This window comes from Comamonas thiooxydans (assembly GCF_002157685.2).
Classification (GTDB): Bacteria; Pseudomonadota; Gammaproteobacteria; order Burkholderiales; family Burkholderiaceae_C; genus Comamonas; species Comamonas testosteroni_H.
In genome coordinates this window covers 5,730,148-5,752,371 of sequence record NZ_AP026738.1, presented here as the reverse complement: position 1 = coordinate 5,752,371, position 22,224 = coordinate 5,730,148, and the positions used below count along the sequence as shown (strand labels likewise).

The 22,224-nt window shown below is 61.6% G+C and carries 22 protein-coding genes; 12 read left to right on the top strand and 10 right to left on the bottom strand.

Annotation, left to right across the window (positions count from 1 at the left end; all coding sequences use genetic code 11):
- Positions 1-113: 113 nt before the first annotated feature.
- Positions 114-599: an FKBP-type peptidyl-prolyl cis-trans isomerase gene (locus CTR2_RS26785; RefSeq protein ID WP_003067008.1), complete on the top strand. Its 486-nt coding sequence runs from the start codon at positions 114-116 to the stop codon at positions 597-599.
- 145 nt (positions 600-744) lie between these two features.
- Here CTR2_RS26785 and CTR2_RS26780 read toward each other — a convergent pair whose 3' ends face one another.
- A complete protein-coding gene (locus CTR2_RS26780) occupies positions 745-1,662 on the bottom strand; it encodes a phosphoribosylaminoimidazolesuccinocarboxamide synthase (protein WP_003067010.1) in 918 nt (305 codons plus the stop codon).
- 440 nt (positions 1,663-2,102) lie between these two features.
- Between CTR2_RS26780 and hpf the strand changes: the two genes are divergently transcribed.
- The 3 genes from hpf to hprK all read left to right on the top strand — a co-directional run bounded on the left by hpf (position 2,103) and on the right by hprK (position 4,088).
- Positions 2,103-2,462 carry a ribosome hibernation-promoting factor, HPF/YfiA family gene (hpf, locus tag CTR2_RS26775; protein ID WP_087085680.1) on the top strand — a complete coding sequence of 120 codons (360 nt, stop codon included), beginning with the start codon at positions 2,103-2,105 and terminating at the stop codon, positions 2,460-2,462.
- A gap of 156 nt (positions 2,463-2,618) precedes the next feature.
- A complete protein-coding gene (locus tag CTR2_RS26770; RefSeq protein WP_034347954.1) occupies positions 2,619-3,092 on the top strand; it encodes a PTS sugar transporter subunit IIA in 474 nt (157 codons plus the stop codon).
- A gap of 36 nt (positions 3,093-3,128) precedes the next feature.
- Positions 3,129-4,088 (top strand): HPr(Ser) kinase/phosphatase, encoded by a 960-nt coding sequence (hprK, locus tag CTR2_RS26765; protein WP_003060345.1) that lies wholly within the window; start codon positions 3,129-3,131, stop codon positions 4,086-4,088.
- On the opposite strand, the gene CTR2_RS26760 is transcribed toward hprK, so the two are convergent.
- From CTR2_RS26760 to fur, 3 genes are all read right to left on the bottom strand, one after another.
- Positions 4,085-5,305, bottom strand: a complete 1,221-nt coding sequence (locus CTR2_RS26760; RefSeq protein WP_087085681.1) for a DUF1501 domain-containing protein — start codon at positions 5,303-5,305, stop codon at positions 4,085-4,087. The two genes, hprK and CTR2_RS26760, sit on opposite strands and share 4 nt — an antisense overlap.
- A gap of 11 nt (positions 5,306-5,316) precedes the next feature.
- Entirely contained in the window at positions 5,317-6,912 is a 1,596-nt protein-coding gene (locus CTR2_RS26755; RefSeq protein WP_087085682.1) for a DUF1800 domain-containing protein, read from the bottom strand.
- 162 nt (positions 6,913-7,074) lie between these two features.
- Positions 7,075-7,500 carry a ferric iron uptake transcriptional regulator gene (fur, locus tag CTR2_RS26750; RefSeq protein WP_003060349.1) on the bottom strand — a complete coding sequence of 142 codons (426 nt, stop codon included), beginning with the start codon at positions 7,498-7,500 and terminating at the stop codon, positions 7,075-7,077.
- A 146-nt stretch (positions 7,501-7,646) separates the two neighbouring features.
- Here fur and CTR2_RS26745 point away from each other — a divergent pair, with 146 nt between their 5' ends.
- The 5 genes from CTR2_RS26745 (at position 7,647) to CTR2_RS26725 (ending at position 10,964) form a co-directional block, all read left to right on the top strand.
- On the top strand, positions 7,647-8,192 hold the full coding sequence (locus tag CTR2_RS26745) for an outer membrane protein assembly factor BamE (protein WP_087085683.1): 546 nt from the start codon (positions 7,647-7,649) through the stop codon (positions 8,190-8,192).
- A 106-nt stretch (positions 8,193-8,298) separates the two neighbouring features.
- Complete coding sequence (dapB, locus tag CTR2_RS26740) at positions 8,299-9,132, top strand: 4-hydroxy-tetrahydrodipicolinate reductase (RefSeq protein WP_087085684.1); 834 nt, start codon at positions 8,299-8,301, stop codon at positions 9,130-9,132.
- 60 nt (positions 9,133-9,192) lie between these two features.
- Positions 9,193-9,852 (top strand): MotA/TolQ/ExbB proton channel family protein, encoded by a 660-nt coding sequence (locus tag CTR2_RS26735; RefSeq protein ID WP_176391763.1) that lies wholly within the window; start codon positions 9,193-9,195, stop codon positions 9,850-9,852.
- 11 nt (positions 9,853-9,863) lie between these two features.
- Entirely contained in the window at positions 9,864-10,307 is a 444-nt protein-coding gene (locus tag CTR2_RS26730) for an ExbD/TolR family protein (RefSeq protein WP_087085686.1), read from the top strand.
- A 279-nt stretch (positions 10,308-10,586) separates the two neighbouring features.
- On the top strand, positions 10,587-10,964 hold the full coding sequence (locus CTR2_RS26725) for an HPF/RaiA family ribosome-associated protein (RefSeq protein ID WP_003060358.1): 378 nt from the start codon (positions 10,587-10,589) through the stop codon (positions 10,962-10,964).
- Positions 10,965-11,088: 124 nt separating this feature from the next.
- Here the strand turns inward: CTR2_RS26725 and CTR2_RS26720 are convergent, their stop codons facing one another.
- The gene (locus CTR2_RS26720; protein WP_087085687.1) at positions 11,089-12,489 is read right to left on the bottom strand and encodes an aspartate ammonia-lyase; all 1,401 of its coding nucleotides are present in this window, start codon (positions 12,487-12,489) and stop codon (positions 11,089-11,091) included.
- 286 nt (positions 12,490-12,775) lie between these two features.
- Positions 12,776-13,708: a pirin family protein gene (locus CTR2_RS26715; protein WP_087085688.1), complete on the bottom strand. Its 933-nt coding sequence runs from the start codon at positions 13,706-13,708 to the stop codon at positions 12,776-12,778.
- A gap of 233 nt (positions 13,709-13,941) precedes the next feature.
- Between CTR2_RS26715 and CTR2_RS26710 the strand changes: the two genes are divergently transcribed.
- Positions 13,942-14,223, top strand: coding sequence for a hypothetical protein (locus CTR2_RS26710; RefSeq protein ID WP_003072434.1), 282 nt, complete (start codon positions 13,942-13,944; stop codon positions 14,221-14,223).
- Positions 14,224-14,344: 121 nt separating this feature from the next.
- Here the strand turns inward: CTR2_RS26710 and CTR2_RS26705 are convergent, their stop codons facing one another.
- Positions 14,345-14,761 (bottom strand): OsmC family protein, encoded by a 417-nt coding sequence (locus tag CTR2_RS26705; protein ID WP_087085689.1) that lies wholly within the window; start codon positions 14,759-14,761, stop codon positions 14,345-14,347.
- A 457-nt stretch (positions 14,762-15,218) separates the two neighbouring features.
- Between CTR2_RS26705 and CTR2_RS26700 the strand changes: the two genes are divergently transcribed.
- Positions 15,219-16,385 carry a hypothetical protein gene (locus CTR2_RS26700; RefSeq protein ID WP_254913491.1) on the top strand — a complete coding sequence of 389 codons (1,167 nt, stop codon included), beginning with the start codon at positions 15,219-15,221 and terminating at the stop codon, positions 16,383-16,385.
- Between the two features lie 17 nt (positions 16,386-16,402).
- Here CTR2_RS26700 and CTR2_RS26695 read toward each other — a convergent pair whose 3' ends face one another.
- The 3 genes from CTR2_RS26695 to tkt form a co-directional block, all read right to left on the bottom strand.
- Positions 16,403-17,905: a rhomboid family intramembrane serine protease gene (locus CTR2_RS26695; RefSeq protein ID WP_087085691.1), complete on the bottom strand. Its 1,503-nt coding sequence runs from the start codon at positions 17,903-17,905 to the stop codon at positions 16,403-16,405.
- Positions 17,906-18,114: 209 nt separating this feature from the next.
- On the bottom strand, positions 18,115-19,113 hold the full coding sequence (gene gap, locus CTR2_RS26690) for a type I glyceraldehyde-3-phosphate dehydrogenase (protein WP_003060372.1): 999 nt from the start codon (positions 19,111-19,113) through the stop codon (positions 18,115-18,117).
- A gap of 141 nt (positions 19,114-19,254) precedes the next feature.
- Positions 19,255-21,303: a transketolase gene (tkt, locus tag CTR2_RS26685; RefSeq protein ID WP_087085692.1), complete on the bottom strand. Its 2,049-nt coding sequence runs from the start codon at positions 21,301-21,303 to the stop codon at positions 19,255-19,257.
- 153 nt (positions 21,304-21,456) lie between these two features.
- On the opposite strand from tkt, the gene CTR2_RS26680 reads away from it, so the two are divergent.
- Positions 21,457-22,224: a nucleotidyltransferase family protein gene (locus tag CTR2_RS26680; RefSeq protein ID WP_087085693.1), complete on the top strand. Its 768-nt coding sequence runs from the start codon at positions 21,457-21,459 to the stop codon at positions 22,222-22,224.

The window sequence follows — 22,224 nt, the reverse complement described above, 5'->3', positions numbered from 1 at the left end:
CGCCTGACCGCCATGACCCATGCTGGCCGTGGCGGCTTTGTTTTGGAGCCGCTCAAACCGCTGCCTGCGATGGGCCGAATGGTGCGAGTCGCTCGCGGAATCTCCAAACTGTCATGAACATCACCAAAGACACTGCCGTCACCATCAACTACAAGATTCACGAGCTGCTCGCGGGCGGCGTGGCCGTCAAACTGCTGGACAAGGGCGATGTGGCCTATCTGCACGGCGGCTATGACAATATCTTCGCCAAGGTCGAAGCCGCTCTGGACGGCAAGCAGAAAGGCGATGTCGTGACCGTGGACCTGGCTGTGGCGGACGCCTTCGGCGAGCGCGACGAAAGCCTCAAGCGCACCATTCCCAAGGGTGAATTTCCCGCGGGTGTGAAGGTGGGCGGCCAGCTGCGCGGCACCAACGACCAGGGCCTGCCCCAGATCTACAACGTGGTGAAGATCAAGGGCCCCGTGGTCCTGTTGGATGGCAACCACCCTCTGGCCGGTTTCGCGCTGCGCTTCAGCGCGGTGGTCAACGAAGTGCGTGCGGCCTCCGAAGAAGAAATTGCCCACAAGCATGTGCACGGCGGTCACGGCCATCACCACTAAAAACATAGCTGCCAGCGCATGCTGATAAAGGATTTCAGTATTATTTGAAGCTGAAGTCCTTTGCCTGAAAGCGCAAGCAGCTATCAAAACAAAAGGCCCCCGAACTTCTGTTCCGGGGGCCTTTTGTCTGCTTGGAGCCGATCGCTCAGGCGGTCAGGCGATCCAGCGCTTCGCGGTACTTGGCCGCGGTCCTGTCGATCACTTCCTTGGGCAGGCGGGGCGCGGGAGCCTTCTTGTCCCAGGCCTTGCCGTTGACCTGCGCCTGCTCCAGCCAGTCGCGCACGAACTGCTTGTCGTAGCTGGGAGGGTTCTCGCCCTTGGCCAGCGCGTCCTCGTAGCCTTCCACAGGCCAGTAGCGCGAGCTGTCGGGGGTCAGCACCTCGTCCATCAGCACCAGGGTGCCGTCTTCGGTCAGACCGAACTCGAACTTGGTGTCGGCAATGATCATGCCCTTGGTCAGCGCGATCTCGGCCGCTTCCTTGTAGATGCGGATGGCGGTGTCGCGGATCTGGGCAGCGAGCTGCTCGCCCACCATTTCCACGGTGCGCTCGTAGGTGATGTTCTCGTCGTGGTCACCCATTTCGGCCTTGGCCGCGGGGGTGTAGATGGGCTCGGGCAGCTTGGCCGCGTTGGTCAGGCCGGCGGGCAGCTTCACGCCGCAGACCGACTGCGATTCCTGGTATTCCTTCCAGCCGCTGCCGGCCAGATAGCCGCGCACCACGGCCTCGATCAGCACGGGCTTGAGGCGCTTGACCAGCATGGAGCGGCCTTCGACCTGCTTGACTTCCTCGGGCTTGACCACGGACTCGGGCGCTTCGCCGGTCAGATGGTTGGGGCAGATATGGCCCAGCTTGTCGAACCAGAACAGCGCCATCTGCGTCAGCAGCACGCCCTTGCCGGGAATGGGCTCGCCCATGATCACGTCAAAGGCGGACAGGCGGTCGGAGGCCACCATCAGGATGCGGTCGTCGCCCACGGCGTAGTTGTCGCGGACCTTGCCACGTGCGAGCAGGGGCAGCGAGGCAATGTTGGAGGTATGCAGGGCGGAGGGCTGGGTGGTCATGGTCGAGATAGGGCTGTCAGGCAATTCAGGCGTGCAGTCGGTCGGCAGGCGCCTGAAAGCCCGGGGGCTGCCAGCGTCGCAGGCCCGAGAGGCGGCTGCGTAAAAACGCGATTTTAATGGCGCAGGCAGGGGTTTGGACGGTCACGGTCTTTGCCAGTGCGCGCCTGCTGCGATCGAGGCCCTGGGGCATGCCGACGTATCCCTTGCATGCGGGCCAAAGCCACTCATTGTGGCGTCAAAACCGCCTGTCATCAAACCGTCAAACAAGGCCCCTGGCGAGCCTGCGCTATCACGGTCATTTCGTTGCCTTTGGCGTGGGGCGGGCGCATAGTGGGTTCACAGCAAAGACGAATGCGCATTCCGAACTGCCAGGCTGCGGCACAGCCATCAGGCGCTGTGAAACCGCAGTGATTTCACCGAGAGCTAAGGAGTGTTTTGTTATGAATTTGACGATTAGCGGGCATCACCTGGAGGTCACTCCCTCGCTGCGCAGCTATGTCATGGCCAAGCTGGAACGCATTCTCAGGCACTTCGATCAGGTCGTGGACGTGAAGGTACTGCTCACAGTCCACAAGCAAAAGGAAAAAGACAAACGACAGCGCGCCGGTTGCACGGTGCGCGTGAAAGGGCAAGACTTGTTCGTGGAGACGCAGCATTTCGACCTCTATGCCGCCGTGGACGCCCTGGCCGACAAACTCGACCGTGTGGTGATGCGCTACAAGACTCGTCAGCAAGGCCTGCGTGCCACAGCCAAGCGACTGGACTCCGGGGGCTTGCAACTGGCGCAGGTGTCAGCTTGATGAAAGCGAGGCGCAAACCTAGCTTTTGCGCCGGTTTGTTGCAGGGCTGTCGCCTTGTTACAACGCTAAAAGCGCCGCCCTACGGGGCGGTTTTTGATGGTGATCAGGGTTTCCCCACGGTTTTCAGCGCTGCGGTGCATAATTGTTGATCACACCATGAATCGCCTAGCTTCTATCCTTCCCGCCGCTCAAGTGCTTGTGAGCGTTGATGTCACCAGCAAGAAACGCGCTTTCGAGGAAGCGGGTTTGCTCTTTGAGAGCTTGCATGGTCTGTCTCGTGCCCTGATCACCGATAGCCTGTTCGCACGCGAACGCCTGGGCTCTACCGGTCTGGGGCATGGAGTTGCCATTCCCCATGGCCGCATCAAGGGCCTGACGGCTCCCATGGCGGCCGTGTTCCAGCTGGCCAACCCCATCGGCTTCGATGCGCCCGATGAGCAGCCGGTCGGCCTGCTGATCTTTTTGCTGGTGCCCGAGGCGGCGACGCAAAAGCACCTGGAAATCCTCTCCGAGATCGCCGAGCTGCTCAGTGACAGCCAGTTGCGCGAGCGTCTGAAGTCGTCCACCGATGCACAGCAGCTGCACGGCATGATCGACAGCTGGCAGTCCTCAATCACCTCCCAGGCCTGAGTCCTGGCCCTTCTTTTTGACTGACAGGGCCTTGCCATGAGACCCAGCGCCATCAGTGCCGACGTATTGTTCGAGGCATTTCGCAACTCCAGCCTGCGCTGGCAGTGGATAGCGGGGCTGGGCGCCTCCGAGCGCCGCTTCGACGAGATGGCCGTGCGCTCGGCGCGTTCGGGTGCCGACCTGGTGGGCTACCTCAATTACATCCACCCCTACCGTCTGCAGGTGCTGGGTGAGCGTGAAATCGCCTATCTGACCAATGCCACCTCGCAGGACTGCCTGCGCCGCATTGCCCGCATCGTCACGCTGGAGCCGCCGGTGCTGGTGCTGGCCGACGGTCAGGATGCTCCCGACGAGCTGATCTCCATGTGCGAGCGCGCGCATATCCCGCTGTTCTCCACCAAGGAGCAGTCGGCCTTTGTCATCGACGTGCTGCGTGCCTATCTGTCCAAGCATTTCGCCGACCGCATCACCATGCACGGCGTGTTCATGGATATTTTGGGCATGGGGGTGCTGATCACGGGCGAATCGGGCCTGGGCAAGAGCGAGCTGGGGCTGGAGCTGGTCACGCGCGGCAATGGTCTGGTGGCCGACGATGCGGTGGACCTGTATCGCATCAACCAGACCACGGTCGAAGGCAAATGCCCCGAGCTGCTGCAGAACCTGCTTGAGGTGCGTGGCATCGGCCTGCTCGATATTCGCGCCATCTTTGGCGAGACGGCGGTGCGCCGCAAGATGCGGCTCAAGCTCATCGTGCATCTGGTGCGCAAGGAGACCATGGAGCGCGAATACGAGCGCCTGCCCGCCGAGCCGCTGACCCAGGATGTGCTGGGCGTGCCCGTGCGCAAGGTGGTGATTCAGGTGGTGGCGGGTCGAAACATCGCCGTGCTGGTGGAGGCCGCAGTGCGCAATGCCATTTTGCAGCTGCGCGGCATCGACACCTACCAGGAATTCGTGATGCGCCACCGCCGCGCCATGGAAAGCGGCGAGTCGTTCTAGACCAGCTGTAGCCTGCCTGGCTGGGACGTCGGAAAGATCTGCTGCAGCTGCGCTGCGTTCAAGCCGTACATGCGCGCAAACAGGCCGCCAAGCAGGGAACGGTATTCGTTGAGCACGGGGTAGTCGCGGTTCTGGAACAGCGCTTTTTCGGTGACTTCGATCTGCTCGCCCAGCACCTTGCCGCCAGCCTGGGCCGACAGGCCGCCGCCGAGAAACCAGTAGGCCGTGCCATGGCCGTGGTCCGTGCCCTTGTTGCCGTTTTCGCGGAAGGTGCGGCCGAACTCGCTGATCACTGCCACCACGGTATGGCGCCAGGTTTCGGCTCCCATGGCCTCGGCGAAAGTCGCCAGGCCCTGGCTCAGGTCGCCGAGCCGGTTGGCCAGATTGCCGCTGGCGGCGCCCTGGTTGACATGGGTGTCCCAGCCTCCGATATCGACAAAGCCCAGGTCGAATTGCTCGCGCATCAGATGCGCCATGCGCTGTGCGACCAAGCTGAAGCCCTTGGCACTGATGGCATTGCGCCCGGCCTGGTCCATTTCCTCCTGCATGCTGCGTTGCACGGCACGCTGTACCGAAAAGCCTTCGCGCACCGGCGTCTCCAGTGCCGAGCCCTGGTACATGGAGGCAATGATCTGGCTGCGCTGCTCGTCCACGGCCGTCTTGCGCACGGAGGCCAGCGCCATGTTCGCCACCTGGGCGCTGCCGCGCAGGCATAGGGGCAGCTGGGCGGTGAAGGCCATGGGGCTGAGGCTGAGCCGGCTCTGGCTGTCGGCCTGCAGCACACGGGTCAGCCGGTTCAGAAAGCCGCTCTGATAGCTTTTCCCGCCTTCCTGGGGCTGGCCCAGCTCGATCGAGTCCTGGGTTTCGAAATGGCTGCGCGAGAGGTCGTTGCTGCCCGCGAACGGCACAAAACAGGCCTGGCCCTGTTCGTACAGCGGCAGCAGACTGCTTTGCAGCGCGGGATGCAGTCCCCATTGAGGGTTCAGGGCCAGGGCCCCGTCGGCCGATCCCGGGCGCGCTATGGCGATGCTGGGCCTGGCCTGATAGTAGAAGTCGCTATGGGTTGGCACCAGCAGGCTGTTGCTGTCGTAGGCGCCGCGCAGGAAGACCAGCAGAAAACGGGGCGAGCCGCTTTGCAAGGGCGCGGCCAGACCTTGGCCCAGCTGGCAGAACAGCGGCAGGGCAGGGCCGAGGCTGAGAAATTGACGTCTTTGCATGGCTGCCCTCCTTAGCGGTACATCATTTCGGGGGCGGAGAGGAAAAAGCTGTTCCAGTCCGCCGGGTTCCTGGCCTGGGCCAGTGCGGCGCGTGTGGCGGCACCCAATGCCGGCACGCGAGCCTGGACGCTGCTGCGCTTGTCCAGGTCGGGATAGGGCGGTTTCTCCAGTGGCTGCTGCGGGCTGTTGCGGAACAGCAGCGCGCCGCGGCTGCCAATCTGCCTTGCCACCTCGAAGCGGGCATTCATCTGGCCGGAGCTGGACCAGTCCGATTGCGTCACGGGGTAGCCGTCGGGCGTTTCGTGGCCGTACAACGGCTGGCCCAGCTGGTTGAGCCAGTTCTGTACCGGGGACACGTCGCTGGCCACGCGCTGGTCATAGGCCAGGCGCGTGGCGCCCAGCACATAGTGGACCGGGTCCTTGAAGCCCTGGCCGAACTGCTGAGCCTGCGGGTCGCTCAGCAGGGCCGCCAGCGTGGCGGCAATATCGCCATGGCTGCGTTCGAAAGCCTGGGCCGTGCGCTCGACCACGGCCTGGGGCGGCTTGTCGCCGAGAAAATAGACGCAGAGCTTGCGTGCTATGAAGCGCGCAGTGACGGGCGAGGCCACGATGCGATCTACCGCCTCGTTGACCTGGGCCAGTCCGCTTTTTTCCAGCGGCCTGCCGAGCAAGACCTGGGGCGTGTAGTCGTGGCGATTGGGGTTGAATTCGAAGAAGCCATGGCGCAGATAGTCGCCCTGGCGTTCGGGGCGCAGCCTGGGTGGCGGGGCATCGGCTTCCCGGGTGGAGAAGCCCACACCGGTCAGCACATGGGCCATGGCCTGCACATCGGCCTGGGTGTAGCCGCTGCCCACGCCCATGGTGTGCAGCTCCAGCAGTTCGCGAGCGTAGTTTTCATTGATGCGCCCGGCGGCATTGCTGGCATTGTCCAGATACAGCAGCATGGCCGGATGGCGCATGCTGGCCGTCAGCAGCTCGCGGAATTTGCCCAGCGCATGGGGGCGAATGGCCTGTTCCTCGTAGTCGCCCACCCACATGCGCACATCGCCCTTGCGGGTGCTGACGTTGAAGTGATTCATCCAGAACCAGGTCATTTGCTCCTGCAGCTGGTGGGGCGAGTAAAGCGCGCGCCAGATCTGGCGTTTCTGGGCTTCGGCACCGAGCTGATTGAGCTGGCGCTGCAGCTCGCTGCGCAGTTTGGCGGCCTCCTCGGGATCCTGGCTGTTGCGAATGGCCAGGCGCTGGTCGGCAATTTCGCGCTGGATCTGCGTCATGGGCTTCTGGCTGATGCCCAGGGCGTCGATGTGCTGCTGCACCTCGGCAGGCATGGGCGCGGTGGAGGGGCTGAGCTGGGCGGCCAGCCAGCGCTTCAGGCCTTGCTGCTGCAGCCGGGCGGCATCATGGTCGGTGGCACCCCAGGTGACCCGGTCCAGCCATTGCTGGCTTTGCAGCGCGCTGGGCTTGTCGGGCAGGGCGCTGCTGTTCAGCGTCTGCAGTACCTCGGCGCTGGGGCGGCCCGATGAGGGGGGCAGCGGTGCACAGGCGGTCAAGGCGAGGGCGGCCAGACAGAGCAGGCCCTGGACAGGTGAAAACGGTAGCAGCCGCATGAACCGGGTCTCCTCAAGCGCGGGAATGACTGCAGCATACGCAGTCCGGCTCGCGTTTGGTTCGAGGCTTGATGGAGCTATGTAAAGAAGTCCTCACCAAATGTAAAAAGGGCAAGACATCTGCATGTCCTGCCCCTGGGTTCGCCGTCGCGTTTTGCGTTCTTACTTGGCGGCGCGTGTGGCGCATTCGGCGCACTGACCGTAGAGCGCCATGGAGTGATCCTGGATCACCCAGCCCTTTTCCTTGGCGATCAGGTTCTGGCGCTTTTCGATTTCGGCGTCATAGAACTCTTCAACCTTGCCGCAGCTGGTGCAGACGAAGTGGTCGTGGTGCTGACCTTCGTTGAGCTCGTAGACGGCCTTGCCGCTTTCGAAGTTGCTGCGGATCAGGATGCCGGCCTGCTCGAACTGGGTCAGCACGCGGTAAACCGTGGCCAGACCGATGTCCGAGCGCTCGTCCAGCAGCACGCGGAAAACATCTTCCGCCGTCATGTGGCGCTGGGCTCCCTTCTGGAAGATTTCCAGGATTTTCAGACGCGGCAAAGTGGCTTTGAGGCCCGTGCTTTTGAGTTCATCAATATTTTTCATGTCGGCTCTCTTGGTGGACTACGGGCACATGGAAGGCTGGACTCACTTGTTTAAGGAGAAGCTTTACACGCAGATAAAGGGAATCTCCAAGTGTCTCCGGGGCCTGCCGCTACAATGAACCCGATCATATCCCTATGCCATTACCCATGCATGTTCAAGCCCGTAGCCGCGCAGGTCTGGCCCTGACGTTGGCAATCGCAGCGGCACTGGCCGGCTGCAATAGTATCGATGGCGCCGCGCACCGTGTTGCCAACGCCGTCACTCCTTACAAGATCGATGTGGTGCAGGGCAATTTCGTGTCCAAGGAACAGGTCGAGGCCTTGCAGCCCGGCATGAGCCGTCAGCAGATTCGCGACATCCTGGGCACACCGCTCGTGACCAGCGTGTTCCACGGCGATCGCTGGGAATACGTGTTCACCATCAATCGCCCTGGTGTGGAGTCGCAGATCCGCAAGCTCACCGTCTTCTTCAATGGCGACGCCTTTGCGCGCGCCGAAGGTGACGAGATGCCTTCCGAGGCCGATTTCGTGGCCAGCCTCAAAGGCATGAAGGGCACGCCCAAGGTTCCGCAGCTGGAAGCCAGCGAAGCCCAGCTGGCCAAATACCCCGCACGCAATAACACCGAAGCCGAGCAGGCTGCGGCCAATCTGCCGCCCGCCGCCACCAGCTATCCTTCGCTGGAATCGCGTTAAGCATCAGAACAGGTTGTTCCCCGCTTGCAGAAAGCGGTGGATGCTCTCTTTTTATGACGGCGTGGATGCGATCCTGCCGTCTTTCATTTGATCGAGTGATAGCGCCATGACCGCATCCACCACCCATTCCTCCACCCCTCAGCGCGTTGCTGTGGCGGGTGCCTCCGGCCGCATGGGCCATATGCTGATCGAAGCGATTCTGAACAGCAGCGACTGCGTGCTGGCTGCGGCACTGGACCGCGCCGACAGCCCTGCCATCGGCACCGATCCTTCTGCATTCCTGGGTAAGCCAAGCGGGTTGAAGATCGAAAGCGATGTGCGCGAAGCCCTGTCGAAGGCCGACTGCCTGATCGACTTCACGCGCCCCGAAGGCACGATGGAGCACCTGGCCGTTGCAGCCGATCTGGGCGTTGGCGTGGTCATCGGCACCACAGGCTTCTCGGATGAGCAAAAGACGCAGATCGCCGAGTTTGCCCAAAAGACTTCCATCGTTTTTGCCCCCAATATGAGCGTGGGCGTGAACGTGACCTTCAAGCTGCTGGAGATGGCGGCCAAGGCCTTGCAGCAAGGCGGCTACGACATCGAGATCGTCGAGGCTCACCATAAGCACAAGGTCGACGCACCTTCTGGAACGGCCCTGAAGATGGGCGAAGTGATTGCCGAAGCCCAGGGCACCAAGCTGGCCGACCGTGCCGTGTATGAGCGCTTCGGCCACACCGGAGAGCGCAAGGCCGACACCATTGGCTTTGCCACCGTGCGCGGCGGCGATATCGTGGGCGATCACACCGTGCTGTTTGCCGGTACCGGCGAGCGCATCGAGATCTCGCACAAGTCCAGCAGCCGTGCAGGCTATGCCAACGGCAGCCTGCGCGCCGTGGCCTATCTGGCCGACAAAAAGACTGGCCAGTACGATATGTACGATGTGCTGAATCTGCGCTGACCGCGCAATTTGCAAAGGGGCCGTGACGGCCCCTTGCTGTTTCTGGGAGCGAGGTGAGCGATGTCTGCAGGAATGTGGCAATGGCTGGCAGAGGGCGATGCGGTCACATGGGCGACGGCGGCCTTGATGCTGCTGATGTCCGTGCTCAGCTGGGTGGTCATCCTCTACAAGCTCTGGTTTATGGCCGTAGCGCGCCGAAGCGTGCCGCAGGCCGTGGCTGCGTTCTGGCAGATGCCCGATCTGGTCCAGGCTATGGCGCAGGTCAAGGCGCTGGATAGACCGGGGCTGGTACAGGCCATGGCCGATGCCGTGGCGCAGGGCGGAATGGCTGCGCAAGGCTCTCTGGCGCAACGCGCGGCGCAGGGGCAGCGGTTGTTGCGCAGCCTGCGTGAGGCTCTGGGCCAGGCATCGACCCAATTGCAATGGGGTCAGACCCTGCTCGCCACCATTGGTGCAACGGCACCGTTTGTGGGCCTGTTGGGGACGGTCTGGGGCATTCACCATGCACTGGGAACGCTGGCGGGCAGCGGTCAGGTCGATATCGCTCAGCTTGCCGGGCCTGTGGGCGAAGCCCTGGTCATGACGGCCGCCGGTCTGGCTGTCGCTTTGCCTGCCGTGCTGGCCTATAACCTGCTCGGGCGCTCGGCCAGCCAGCTAGAGGCTGTGCTGGAGGGGTTTGCCCATGATCTGCATGCCCAGTTCGGAGTGGATGCTTCATAAAGGATGGCGTCATGGCATTCGGTCGCATGAGCCGCCGTCAGGGGGCGGAAACCCCGATCAACACCATCAATGTCACGCCGCTGGTGGATGTGATGCTGGTGCTGGTGGTGATCTTCATTCTGGCTGCTCCCATGCTGGCTGCCACCTTGCGCGTGCAACTGCCCAAGGCGCAAACAGCAGTGCAGCAGACTTCCGTGAGCAAGAGCGATGCCTTGATGGTGGAGGTCAGCCCTGCCGGCGAAATCTGGATTCAGGGGGCCGTGGCGGACGATGCGGCAGTGCAGCAACAACTTGAAGAGCTGGGGCGGCGCAATCCTCAGGCCGAGGTGCAGTTGCGTGCCGACACCAGCGTGCCCTATGGTCGCGTGGTACAGGTCATGGGCTGGGCCCACGCAGCAGGCCTGACGCGCATCGGCTTTGTCGCGGAGCCTGAATCGAAGGCTGGCATTAACTGACGGCCCGAGGCGTAAAAACGCTTACTTTTTGCAAATCACCGGTCAGCACTTTTTGCTTTGGCTCAAGGGCAAAGCTCATAGAACCTACCCTTGTTGCTATCTCTTTCAAATCCGGGAGAAGCTGCCTCCACAATGCTCAAAGCCCCTGTCCTTTGCTGGCGTAACAAGCCCCGATGGGCAGAACAAGGTTCTGGCGTTACGATGTTTTCGCCTGCCTTTATGGCACCCCTACAGATTTCGCCGCAGCGGTTGCGGCATTTGGTGACTAGGAGGATTTGCATGCAAGTACAGGTTCATGCCGACGATTCCATCCAGGGTGGAGAGTCTCTGGCTCAATGGGCGCAGGAGGAGATCAATGCCAAGCTGGCCCGCCTGAAGGAGTATGTGGTGCGTGTGGAGGTCTTCCTCACGGGCGTTGATGCCCTCAAGACCACGGGCGGCCCAGGCAAACGCTGTGTGCTCGAGACCCGGGCCACAGGTCGCCCCCCCATTGCAGTGAATGCGGAAGCCGAAAAGGTCAAGGAGGCCTTCAGCGCAGCGATCGAAAAGCTCAAACGCGCGGTGGAGACCGATCTTGGCAAGCTCAAGGACAAAAATCTGCGTGAAAGCGTACGCGGCGTGGATGACCCCAGTGACGAGAATGCCGCAGTGGCTTGAGTATGAAGCGTTTTAGGCTTTCAGCCCTTTGAATACAGGCGTGGAAAGCTATTAAAACCATATCAATCAAAAAGGGCATGTTCATGGCGAACATGCCCTTTTGCATTGTCGATAAAGAGTGTGCTTATGCGGCGGTCAATGCGCCGGCCTGGGTCAGCTTGTCGGCGACCAGCAGCTTGTTCATTTCGGTCCGGCTCATGATGCCCAGTTCTTCCGCCACCACGGCAATCTGCTTGCCGTTGGCAATGGCGGTCTTGGCAATTTTGGCGGCCTTTTCGTAGCCGATCAGAGGGTTCAGCGCCGTCACCAGCGTCACCGACTCGGCAATGCGGGAATCCAGCAGCGCTTCATTGGCCACAATGCCTTCCACGCAGTTGACTTGCAGCGTCTTGCAGGCGCTGCTCAGGTGGCTCAGGCTTTTGTGCAGAGCCCAGGCCATCAGCGGCTCGAAGGCGTTGAGCTGCAACTGGCCGGCTTCCACGGCCATGGTGATGGCGGCATCGTTGCCTATCACTTCAAAGCAGACCTGGTTCATGACCTCGGGAATCACGGGATTCACCTTGCCGGGCATGATGGACGAGCCGGCCTGGCGCGCCGGCAGCTTGATGTCTGCCACACCCGCCTGAGGGCCGGAAGAGAGCAGGCGCAGGTCGTTGCTGATCTTGGACAGCTTGACGGCAATACGCTTCAAGATGCCGGAAATGTCGGCAAAGGCGCCGGTGTCGCCGGTGGCGGCGATCAGGTCTGCCGCCCTGACCACGGGCACGCCCGAGATTTCCGCCAGTGCCTTGATCACGGCATCGGTGTAACCCACGGGAGCATTGATGCCGGTGCCGATGGCAGTGCCACCCATGTTCACTTCGGTCATCAGATAGGCAGACTCGCGCAGACGCTTTTCATCGTCGGCGATCATGGCTGCAAAAGCGGAAAACTCCTGACCCAAAGTCATGGGCACGGCATCTTGTAATTGTGTGCGGCCGATTTTCAGGATATGGGCGAATTCGCCGGCCTTGGCTTCGAAAGCAGAGCGCAACGCGGCCAGGGCGATTAGCAGCTTCTGGATGCCAGCGTAGGTGGCAAGCTTGACGGCTGTGGGGTAGGAGTCGTTGGTGGACTGCGAAGCATTGACATGATCATTGGGGTGGATCACGTCGTACGTGCCTTTGGGTAATCCCAGGTGCTCGAGTGCACGGTTGGCGATCACCTCATTGGCGTTCATATTCGTGGAGGTGCCAGCGCCGCCCTGGATCACATCGACCACAAACTGCTCATGCAGCTGGCCGGAAATCAGATCATCGCAGGCTTGGGAGATGGCGGTGGCTTGTTTGAGATTGATGGCGCCAAACTGCAGATTGGCCTGGGCCGCTGCCTTTTTGACAAAGGCAAACGCGCGGATCAGCTCGGGCATGTGCGCGACCGAGTGACCGGTGATGGGGAAGTTCTCCACTGCGCGTGCGGAATGAACACCCCAATACGCGTCGGGAGGGATGGTTTTGATGCCAATGAAGTCATGTTCTTGACGCATTGATCGGCTTTCTTTGCAAAGTTGAGTTGGGCAGGACGTGGCAACGCCCCGGACGAAAAGCGGCGGTCGCATTCTCGTGGCCAGGGCGTTGGCTCGATTATGAAAGCTTGGCGTGCATGAGTCCAAACGTTTCATGCATAACGTCTGGGCTGCCTTCTCTTGAAGAGAGTGCGTTGCCTCTAAAAGCTTTCAAAATCCATCAAAACTTGCAAAGATGCTTTTATTTTTCTTTTTGAAAGATTCAATTCGCACCAAATTGGTGCGAATTGAATAAGCGTCGGCAGGATTATCTGGAGGCGCGCAGGCTGACGCCAGCCAGTGAGGGAGAGTGCAACGACTTCAGAGGCGAAGCCACAGGCTTGCCAAAACGGCGTGGCTGGCCGTTGACGAGTTCCGCATCGGTGGCCGCCTCTGCCTCCCACTGTTTCTGGGCCTGTTGCATCTCTTCGGTGGTGCGGGCCACAAAGTTCCACCACAGCAAGATGGCTTCATCCATGGGTTCGCCCCCGATGATGATGAGGCGGCTGCCGGGCGTGCATTCCAGCTGCACTTCCTGCGTGCCCACGGGCAGATAGATCAGCTCCTGCGAGGGCAGCACCTGGCCTTCAACCTTCACCTCGCCTGACAGGCTCATCACCGCATGCTCGAAGTCGGTGCGCAGCGGCATGGTGGCGCACGCTTGGCCGGCCGTGCCGCAGGCCAGAAGGTCCACGCCCATCAGCGGGGAGTGGACTTCTGCGGGGGCCGTCAGACCCAGGGCTTCACCGGCCAGCACGGTCACTGCAAAGTCGCCGATCTCGGTCCTGGGCAGGTCGGGGTAATGCTGGAAGCGGGGCGCGATATGGCGATGGCTGTCGGGCAAGGCAATCCACAACTGGGCTGCATGCACGCCCAGTGTCTGGGCCTCTTCGGAGTGGGCAATGCCGTGGCCGGCCGTCATCAGATTGACCTGGCCGGGGCGGATGATCTGCTCGCTGCCCAGGCTGTCGCGATGCAGTACCTCACCCTCGATCATCCAGGTGAAAGTCTGCAGGCCGATGTGAGGATGGGGCCCGACCTGCATGCCGGGTGGAGGGGGGACGGCCGGGCCGGCGTGGTCGAGGAAGCACCAGGCCCCTACTTTGCGCAGCGCGGCCTGAGGAATGGCTCGGTGGATGGGGATGCCGCCGACATCGGCTATGCGGGTGGGCAGACGTTGTAAGTTCTTTGATTCACTCATGACAAATCCTGACGGCGAGGGGATTCGAGTGTCAGGGATATGCGGTATTCGCGCAATCAGACGGCAGAATGCAGCAACGCCTTGCACGCAGTTACATCACTGTGAGGATTCAGCCAATAGGCTGACACGGGCTCCGCCAGGAGTCGGCTAAGTTAAAGGCGTAGGCCGCTAGCAGTGGCTTTCACGTGGCGCAATTCGTGCGCAGCGACCTAACAACTGCAGGAGGAATAAACATGAACGAACACAGCACTCAAGGCAACCAGATCTCGGCAGTCGAGATCCAGCTGTATCCCGAGCACTTTGCCGCTCGCGTCACGGGCAAGGTGGAGCATCGTGTCGGAGATGGTCCGTCCGAGCAGATTCCCATGGGCATAGAGATGAAGGTCGATACCGCCATCGCAAGCTACGTGCTGTCCTGGGTCGACCCAGAGGACCAGCAGCCCGAAACCGCATCTCTGGCCAAACGCGAGTTCGAACACTATGTGGAAGTGGGTGCGCTGGAGGTGACGGTGTAATCAAGTTACACGCAACAGCGACCAAAGCCCTGCCGGTGACTGCAGGGCTTTTTTTATCGCCGGGCAGTCCCCAAGATGAAGGCATCCATCCCTAAGGAGACGAGCACCTCGCAGTGGGGGTTCATACCTGTGCGGCTTCGGTCAAGGCGGTGGGGATGGAAACCTTGCCTTCCAGCAGCTTGTGCACGGGGCAGGCATTGGCAATCTGCAGCAGGCGCTGGCGCTGCTCGTCATCCAGTTCGCCATGCAGGGTGATGCTGCGCGTGATCTGATTGGCGTCCGCAGGCTTGCCTTCGGGGTTGAGCTGCAGATCCACATCGACATGGCTTAGCGGCCACTGCTTGCGACCCGCGTACATATGCAGGGTGATGGCCGTGCAGGCTCCCAGGGCCGAGAGCATGAGCTGCATGGGGTTGGGTGCAGTGTCGGCACCGCCATCATTCACGGGTTCATCGGCATGCCAGACATGGCCTTGGGCATCGGTCAGAGTGATGCGGTACGGGGTGGGGCTGCTTTGTGCGTGTGCGCTGTGAATCATTCGCTGCTTCTCCATAAAACCTGGGCCACTTTAAGCGCTGCCTGCAATCCTTGCAGTCATATCCGTTATCGGTTCGAGGCGGTTTGGCCAGCCAGCGCGGCTGCAAAAGCGTTTGCGGGGTTTCTGGCAAGCGAAAAAAGCAATATGCCGGCTGTTTATCGGTATTTGGATTCAGGGCGAATTTCTACCGCAGAATTCCGCAATGACCCGATTTCAAAGAAAAATCGGGCAATACCGGAGCGGATTAGGTCACTGCAAGCGTGCTTGCAGATGATTCATCAAACCGAGAGTGGGAGAGCAGGCATTGAATTCGATACGTGGTGTTCACCAAAAAGGTGATTCTTCCGAGTGGAAAATCCCTCCGTTCTGGCAAAAGCTCAATAGCTTTTTTCTGTTTCCTCTGCAGACCGAGCCTTTGCTCTATGCATTGCTGTTGTCGGCATGCAGTTATGGCTTGATGTTCGGGTGGATTGGAATCTTGTTTGTGGGTCTGGGCTTGATGCTGGCAGTCAGCCGTTATGCATTCAAGGTTTCGGCGCTCGCATCTCGTGGAATTACTCATAGCTCCGATTTCCGATCCAGTCAGGTCGATGAGGACTGGAAATGGCTGCCCTGGAAATTCTTCGGGGTACTCGTCGTTTTCGGGATATTTGTGGGCTTTATGGCGACCCGCAGCCTGACCTTGGGCGTGGTGGCCAATCTGTTGGTGGCCTTCCTGATTCCTGCTACCTGGATGGTGCTGATCAATACCAATAGCCTGAGCTCGGCTGTTAATCCCTTCGAGCTGCTGGCCACGATTATCGGTATCGGCAAGTCCTATCTGCTGCTGTGCTTTTTCCTGTTTCTGTTGCAGCAGGGCTCGCCCATGGTTCTGGCGATGCTGCTCAAGGTTGCGGCACCCGGATTGGTACTGCCCCTGGTGAGCTTTGTGATGATTTATTTCAGCTGGGTGATGGCGGCCATGATCGGCTATGTCATGTACCAGCATCATGCCGCTCTGGATATCGATCCCGTGCAGGCGCCCGAGGGGCCTGCGACCGTGCAGATCGATCCGGCGGCCCTGGAGGCCAGGCGTCGCGATGCGCTGGTGGCCAGGCTGGTGCAGGACAACAAGATGGACGAGGCCGTGAACCAGGCGCGCGAATGGCAGCGGGAGGACTATGAGAGCCTGCCCGATTGCCGCCGTTACTTCCGGGTGCTCAAGCTGACCGAGCGCGCGGATGCCCTGGCGGAGCTGGGCCAGCGTTTCATTCCCATGCTGCTCGCCCAGCAGCGTGCCAGCGAGGCCCTGGAAGCCTGGGTGAGCTGCGTCAAGCGCAAGCCGGACTTCAAGCCCGACTCGGCCCAGCTCAGTTACGAGCTGGCACAGCAGGCCTGGAAGGCCGGCAAGCCCAGGTATGTTTTGATCCTGGCCAAGGATTTTGAGAAGCGCTTTGCCGGCAGCAGTCTGATTCCGTCCATGCTGGAGTTGGTGGTGCGCGCCTACAAGCAGGGTCTGGAGCAGCCCATGCAGGGGGTGGCCGTTTACATGCGCATGAAGCAGCTCTTTCCCGAGCACGAGAGCACCCAGGAAGCGCAGTGGGTGCTGCGTGATGAGCTGCAGGAGCTGGAAGCCAAGGCCTGAGCGCGACAAGGCCTTGGTTAGCGCTGTTGTGCCAGCCAACGCGTGAGAGCTTCTTCAGGCGCCGATTGCTGCAGCACAGGCAGCCAGGCTTTGGCTTCCTGAACGCGTCCGGCCTGGGCCATGCCGTTGACCAGCAGCAGCAAGCTTGCCGGCCATTGGGGATGGTCCGCCAGCTTGTGCAGGGAGCGGCATAGCTTTTCGGCTTCGGGCAGGGCGCCCAGGCGCACGAAGCTGCGCACCAGGCCGTGCATGGTGTCCGCGCTCATGCGCATGCCGGGCTGTGCGCGCTGCTGATAGCTGCGGTAGCTGACCAGTTGCAGCTGGCGTTCGGCGTCCGTGGTGGCCGGCAGCTTGAAGATGCGTCGCGCCGCAGCATGGAAGTCCTCGCTGGCGGGCTGATGGCGCGAGCTTTCAAACCAGGCCCGCAGAATGGCCGGGTCCGAGGGGGCCAGGCGCGCCGCTTCGCGCCAGGCCGGAGCGGCGCGGTCAAATTCCAGTGCATCGGTATGGCGCTGGGCACGGGCCACGGCTTCGGCCAGCGGCCGGGCGGCGGCCAGTGCCTGCTCTTCTTCGTTGACCGGCGCCGAGACGGTCTGCAGACGCATATAGCTCCACATCAGCAGGGCACCCGTCAGCAGACCGCCAAAGTGCGCCATATAGGCCACCTGCTTGCCACCCAGCAGATGCTGGACCAGCTCCACGCCCATCCAGACCGGCAGCATGATCAGGGCCGGCCAGCGCGCGTAGTTGAAGTAGAACAGCAGCATGTAGAAGAAGCGGATGCGGCGCATGCGGTACATCACCGCATACATGGCCATGAGGGCCGAAATCGCACCCGATGCTCCCAGGCCGTAACCGCCCATGCCGGCATAGAACAGCAGCGCGAACAGCGAGGCGCCGATGCCGCCGATCACGTAAAAGGCCAGATAGGTGAAGGCTCCCAAAGCCAGCTCCAGGGTGAAGCCGAACAGGAACAGAAACACCATATTGCCCAGCAGATGGCTGGTGCTGCCGTGCAGGAAGATGGAGGTGAAGGCCTGCAGAGGCTGCCAGCCGGCGCCGCTCTCATAGCTTATGGACCAGCGCTCGGTAAAGCTGCCGCGCGGCTCATGGGGCGTGAAGGCGGCACGTGCAGCTTGCCATTGCGCATGGCGCGGGTGGCTGGCAGTGATGATCTGGCCGTCCAGCAGGCGCTGGCGGAATTTCTTCTCCTGCCACAGCAGCGCATAGAGCTGGGCATAGGCCTTGTGCTGATAGAGCTTGCGCACAGCCTGCAGCGTTTTCTGGTCGAAGCGCTTGCTGCCCTGGGCGGACTGCTCCTCCAGATAGGCCAGGAACGGTGGCAGCTCCAGCGTCGGCAAAGCGGTCTGGGCATATTGCCGGGCCGCTTTTTCCACGGCCTGTTCCTCGGGCGCCTGCCAGCCCCAGAAGATCACGCAGTTGATGATGATGAGCAGCACCGTCATCCAGGGCGGGGAGCGCCAGGAAGGCTTGTTCTCAAGAGGAATCGCAATAAACATGGCGGCCTTGTCCGAGGAAGTGGCAGCGCTTCATGCTCTTGGGCGTTGGTGGTGGCTGCTTGTTACAAATGTATCCGAGACATGCTCCGGCCGGCTCCGGTCTTGCGGGACGAAAAAAAGCCAGCATGGCGTCCCATGCTGGCTTTTTGATAGCTGTCAGCGCTTATCTGATAAGCGATTGAGCCTGTTTTGGCATGTAATCGTGAAGATTACTTGGCCACCACGCGCACCATCTCCAGGCACTTGTTGGAATAGCCCCACTCGTTGTCATACCAGGAGACGACCTTCACAAAGGTCTTGTCCAGGGCGATACCGGCTTCGGCATCGAACACGGAGGTGCAGGTCTCGCCGCGGAAGTCGGTGGCGACGACCTTGTCTTCGGTGTAACCCAGCACGCCCTTCAGAGCGCCTTGGGACTGGGCCTTCATTTCGGCGCAGATTTCTTCGTAGGTGGCTTCGCTGTTCAGCTCCACGGTCAGGTCAACCACGGACACGTCGGAAGTGGGTACGCGGAAGGACATGCCGGTCAGCTTCTTGTTCAGCTCGGGGATCACCACGCCCACGGCCTTGGCAGCGCCAGTGCTGGAGGGGATGATGTTTTCCAGAATGCCACGGCCGCCGCGCCAGTCCTTGTTGGAAGGGCCGTCCACGGTCTTTTGCGTGGCGGTGGCTGCGTGCACGGTGGTCATCAGGCCGCGCTTGATGCCCCACTTGTCGTTCAGCACCTTGGCCACGGGAGCCAGGCAGTTGGTGGTGCACGAAGCATTGGAGATGATGGCTTCGCCCTTGTAGGTGCCGTGGTTCACGCCGAACACGAACATGGGGGTGTCGTCCTTGGAAGGAGCAGACAGGATGACCTTCTTGGCGCCGGCGTCGATGTGCTTCTGGGCGGTTTCCTTGGTCAGGAACAGGCCGGTGGACTCGATCACGATGTCGGCGCCGACTTCGTTCCACTTCAGGTTGGCGGGATCGCGCTCTTGCGTCAGGCGGATCTTCTTGCCGTTGACGACCAGGGTGTTGCCTTCGACAGAAACTTCACCGTCGAAACGACCGTGCACGCTGTCGTACTTCAGCATGTAAGCCAGGTAGTCGGGCTCCAGCAGGTCGTTGATGCCGACGATTTCGATGTCGGAGAAGTTTTGCACTGCGGAACGCAGCACGTTGCGGCCAATGCGGCCGAAGCCGTTGATACCAACCTTGATCGTCATAGTTGCCTCGTAGATAGTGAGTAATGAAAAACCGGAGCGGATTGTGCCCGGACTCGGCACCCTGGGCCTGGTCCGGATGGCTGAGGACTGCGGGTGAGCAAACTTCAGCCGGAAAAAAGGGGCACGAGGCCCCTTTTGCGCTTACTTGCCAGCGTTCTGCAGGGCGACCTGCACGGTGTCGGCCACATTCTCGGCGGTGAAGCCGAAGTGCTTGAACAGCACGCCTGCGGGGGCGGACTCACCGTAGGTGTCGATGCCGACCACGGCGGCGCAGCCGTACTTCCACCAGAAGTCGGTCACACCCATTTCCACGGCGATGCGGGGCAGGCCGGCGGGTAGCACGGCCTTCTTGTACTTCACATCCTGCTTGTCGAAGGTCGTGGTGCTGGGCATGGAGACCACGCGCACGGCGATCTTGCGTTCGGCCAGCTGCTTCTGGGCAGCCAGAGCCAGCTGCACTTCGGAGCCGGTGGCGATGATCACGGCCTGGGCCTTCTTGCCCTTCAGGCCCACGTCCTTGGGCTCGGAGAGCACATAGGCGCCGCAGGCGATGTCGTCCAGCGCATCTTCGCTCTTGGGCGAGTAAGCCAGGTTCTGGCGGCTCAGCAGCATGGCTGTGGGCTTGTTCTTCTGGCTCAGGGCCACGGTCCAGGCCACGGCGGTCTCGGTGGTGTCGGCGGGGCGCCACACGTCCAGACCGGGAATCAGGCGCAGGGAGGCTGCGTGCTCGATGGACTGGTGGGTGGGGCCATCTTCGCCCAGGCCGATGGAGTCGTGCGTGAAGACGTGGATCACGCGCTGCTTCATCAGGGCCGCCATGCGGATGGCGTTGCGGCTGTAGTCGGAGAAGGTCAGGAAGGTGCCGCCGTAGGGGATGAAGCCGCCGTGCAGCGCCACACCGTTCATGATGGCGGCCATGCCGAACTCGCGCACACCGTAGTTGATGTGGCGGCCGATCTGGCCTTCTTCGGTCTTGACCACGGCACCCTTGTCGTCCACGCGGAAAGAGGGAGTGGACTTGGTGTTGGTCAGGTTGGAGCCGGTCAGGTCGGCAGAGCCGCCCAGCAGCTCGGGCAGAGCGGCTGTCAGGCCTTCCAGGGCCAGCTGGCTGGCCTTGCGGCTGGCCACGGTGGCGCCGGCGTCATGGGCGTCGGAGGCGATCTTGGCGGCGATTTCACCGAAGTTGGCGGGCAGATCGCCAGCCATGCGGCGCGTGAACTCGGCGGCTTGCTCGGGGAAGGCGGCCGTGTAGGCAGCGAACTTTTCGTTCCAGGCAGCTTCGGCCTTGGTACCCAGATCCTTGGCGTTCCAGTCGGTGTAGACCTCGGCAGGGATCTCGAAGGGGCCGTAGGTCCAGCCCAGAGCAGCGCGGGTCAGTGCAATTTCTTCGGCGCCCAGAGGTTCGCCGTGGGCCTTGGCCGTGTCCTGACGGTTGGGCGAGCCCTTGCCGATATGGGTCTTGCAGCAGATCAGCGTGGGCTTGTCGGCGCTCTTCTTGGCGGCGGCGATGGCCTTGTCCAGGGCGTCCACATTGTGGCCGTCCACGGCGCGGATCACGTTCCAGCCATAGGCTTCGAAGCGCTCGGGCGTGTTGTCGATGAACCAGGGGGTTACCTTGCCGTCGATGGAGATGCCGTTGTCGTCGTACAGGGCGATCAGCTTGTTCAGCTTCCAGGCACCGGCCAAGGCGGCGGCTTCATGCGAGATGCCTTCCATCAGGCAGCCATCACCCAGGAACACATAAGTGTGGTGATCGACGATCTCGTGCTTGTCCTTGTTGAACTCGGCAGCCAGCAGCTTTTCAGCCAGTGCAAAGCCCACGGCATTGGTGATGCCCTGGCCCAGAGGGCCGGTGGTGGTTTCCACACCAACCGTGATGCCCACTTCGGGGTGGCCGGCAGTCTTGCTGTGCAGCTGACGGAAGTTCTTCAGCTCTTCGATGGGCAGGTCGTAGCCGCTCAGGTGCAGCAGCGCATAGATCAGCATGGAGCCGTGACCGTTCGACAGAATGAAGCGGTCGCGATTGGCCCAGTGAGGGTTCACGGGGTTGTGCTGGAGGTGGCGGCTCCACAGCGCTACGGCCATGTCGGCCATGCCCATGGGGGCACCGGGGTGGCCGGAATTGGCTTGTTGAACGGCATCCATTGCGAGTGCACGGATTGCATTCGCCATATTTTGAGTGTTGGCCATCAGGGCGCTCCGAAAAGGAGGGGTAATTCTGCTAAGCCCGTCATTTTAATGGAGGCCCAATTTTCGCAGGCGGGATGCGGGTCAATGCTCTACAGTGCAACCCCAGAAACAGGTGTCTTGCGCACCTCAAACCGTGTTGAAAAGCTGATTGCAATGACTGTAGAAAACGCTGCTTCCCTCCTGGTGCAACCCCCTGCAATGCTGCTGGCCGCAGGCCGGGGCGAGCGCATGCGGCCGCTGACAGATGTCACGCCAAAGCCGTTGCTCAAGGTGCAGGGCGTGCCGCTGCTGCAGTTGCACATGCAGGCGCTGCTGGCTGCCGGCGTGGCGCGGGCCGTCATCAATACCGGCTGGCTGGGGATGCAGATTCCCGCGTATTTCGGCGATGAATTCGTGCCGCAGCCCGATGCGGGTGCGAGCGCGAAGCTATCGCTTTCCTATTCGGCGGAACCCGAGAAAGCCTTTGAAACCGCGGGCGGAATCAGCCGCGCCCTGCCGCAGCTGGACCGGGTTTTCTGGCTGGCCGCAGGTGATGTCTATGCGCCGGATTTCAGCTTTGCGGTGCAGGATGCCCAGGCGTTTGCGCAAAGCGATGAACTGGCTCACCTGTGGCTGGTGCCCAATCCTGGACACAATCCGCGTGGCGACTTTGGTCTGAGCGAGGACGGCAAGGCACTGGATCTGCCTGCCGACGACGAGCGGCCACGCTACACCTACAGCACGATTGCGCTGTTGAAAGCCGAGTTGTTTGCAGCACCGTGGTTCGATGTGCAGCCCGGAAACCCCGAAGGCCAGCGTGCCCCGCTGGCCCCGTTGCTGCGCCGCGCCATGCAGGACGGCCGCGTGGGGGCCTCGCTCTACACCGGTCGCTGGGTCGATGTGGGCACGCCCGAGCGACTGGCCCAGCTCAATCGGGGCTGA

Excerpts from the sequence above, each read along its gene's own strand:
- CTR2_RS26785 (WP_003067008.1), top strand. The coding sequence starts at position 114 with ATGAACATCACCAAAGACACTGCCGTCACCATCAACTACAAGATTCAC.
- CTR2_RS26780 (WP_003067010.1), bottom strand. The coding sequence starts at position 1,662 with ATGACCACCCAGCCCTCCGCCCTGCATACCTCCAACATTGCCTCGCTG.
- hpf (WP_087085680.1), top strand. The coding sequence starts at position 2,103 with ATGAATTTGACGATTAGCGGGCATCACCTGGAGGTCACTCCCTCGCTG.
- CTR2_RS26770 (WP_034347954.1), top strand. The coding sequence starts at position 2,619 with ATGAATCGCCTAGCTTCTATCCTTCCCGCCGCTCAAGTGCTTGTGAGC.
- hprK (WP_003060345.1), top strand. The coding sequence starts at position 3,129 with ATGAGACCCAGCGCCATCAGTGCCGACGTATTGTTCGAGGCATTTCGC.
- CTR2_RS26760 (WP_087085681.1), bottom strand. The coding sequence starts at position 5,305 with ATGCAAAGACGTCAATTTCTCAGCCTCGGCCCTGCCCTGCCGCTGTTC.
- CTR2_RS26755 (WP_087085682.1), bottom strand. The coding sequence starts at position 6,912 with ATGCGGCTGCTACCGTTTTCACCTGTCCAGGGCCTGCTCTGTCTGGCC.
- fur (WP_003060349.1), bottom strand. The coding sequence starts at position 7,500 with ATGAAAAATATTGATGAACTCAAAAGCACGGGCCTCAAAGCCACTTTG.
- CTR2_RS26745 (WP_087085683.1), top strand. The coding sequence starts at position 7,647 with ATGCATGTTCAAGCCCGTAGCCGCGCAGGTCTGGCCCTGACGTTGGCA.
- dapB (WP_087085684.1), top strand. The coding sequence starts at position 8,299 with ATGACCGCATCCACCACCCATTCCTCCACCCCTCAGCGCGTTGCTGTG.
- CTR2_RS26735 (WP_176391763.1), top strand. The coding sequence starts at position 9,193 with ATGTCTGCAGGAATGTGGCAATGGCTGGCAGAGGGCGATGCGGTCACA.
- CTR2_RS26730 (WP_087085686.1), top strand. The coding sequence starts at position 9,864 with ATGGCATTCGGTCGCATGAGCCGCCGTCAGGGGGCGGAAACCCCGATC.
- CTR2_RS26725 (WP_003060358.1), top strand. The coding sequence starts at position 10,587 with ATGCAAGTACAGGTTCATGCCGACGATTCCATCCAGGGTGGAGAGTCT.
- CTR2_RS26720 (WP_087085687.1), bottom strand. The coding sequence starts at position 12,489 with ATGCGTCAAGAACATGACTTCATTGGCATCAAAACCATCCCTCCCGAC.
- CTR2_RS26715 (WP_087085688.1), bottom strand. The coding sequence starts at position 13,708 with ATGAGTGAATCAAAGAACTTACAACGTCTGCCCACCCGCATAGCCGAT.
- CTR2_RS26710 (WP_003072434.1), top strand. The coding sequence starts at position 13,942 with ATGAACGAACACAGCACTCAAGGCAACCAGATCTCGGCAGTCGAGATC.
- CTR2_RS26705 (WP_087085689.1), bottom strand. The coding sequence starts at position 14,761 with ATGATTCACAGCGCACACGCACAAAGCAGCCCCACCCCGTACCGCATC.
- CTR2_RS26700 (WP_254913491.1), top strand. The coding sequence starts at position 15,219 with ATGTTCGGGTGGATTGGAATCTTGTTTGTGGGTCTGGGCTTGATGCTG.
- CTR2_RS26695 (WP_087085691.1), bottom strand. The coding sequence starts at position 17,905 with ATGTTTATTGCGATTCCTCTTGAGAACAAGCCTTCCTGGCGCTCCCCG.
- gap (WP_003060372.1), bottom strand. The coding sequence starts at position 19,113 with ATGACGATCAAGGTTGGTATCAACGGCTTCGGCCGCATTGGCCGCAAC.
- tkt (WP_087085692.1), bottom strand. The coding sequence starts at position 21,303 with ATGGCCAACACTCAAAATATGGCGAATGCAATCCGTGCACTCGCAATG.
- CTR2_RS26680 (WP_087085693.1), top strand. The coding sequence starts at position 21,457 with ATGACTGTAGAAAACGCTGCTTCCCTCCTGGTGCAACCCCCTGCAATG.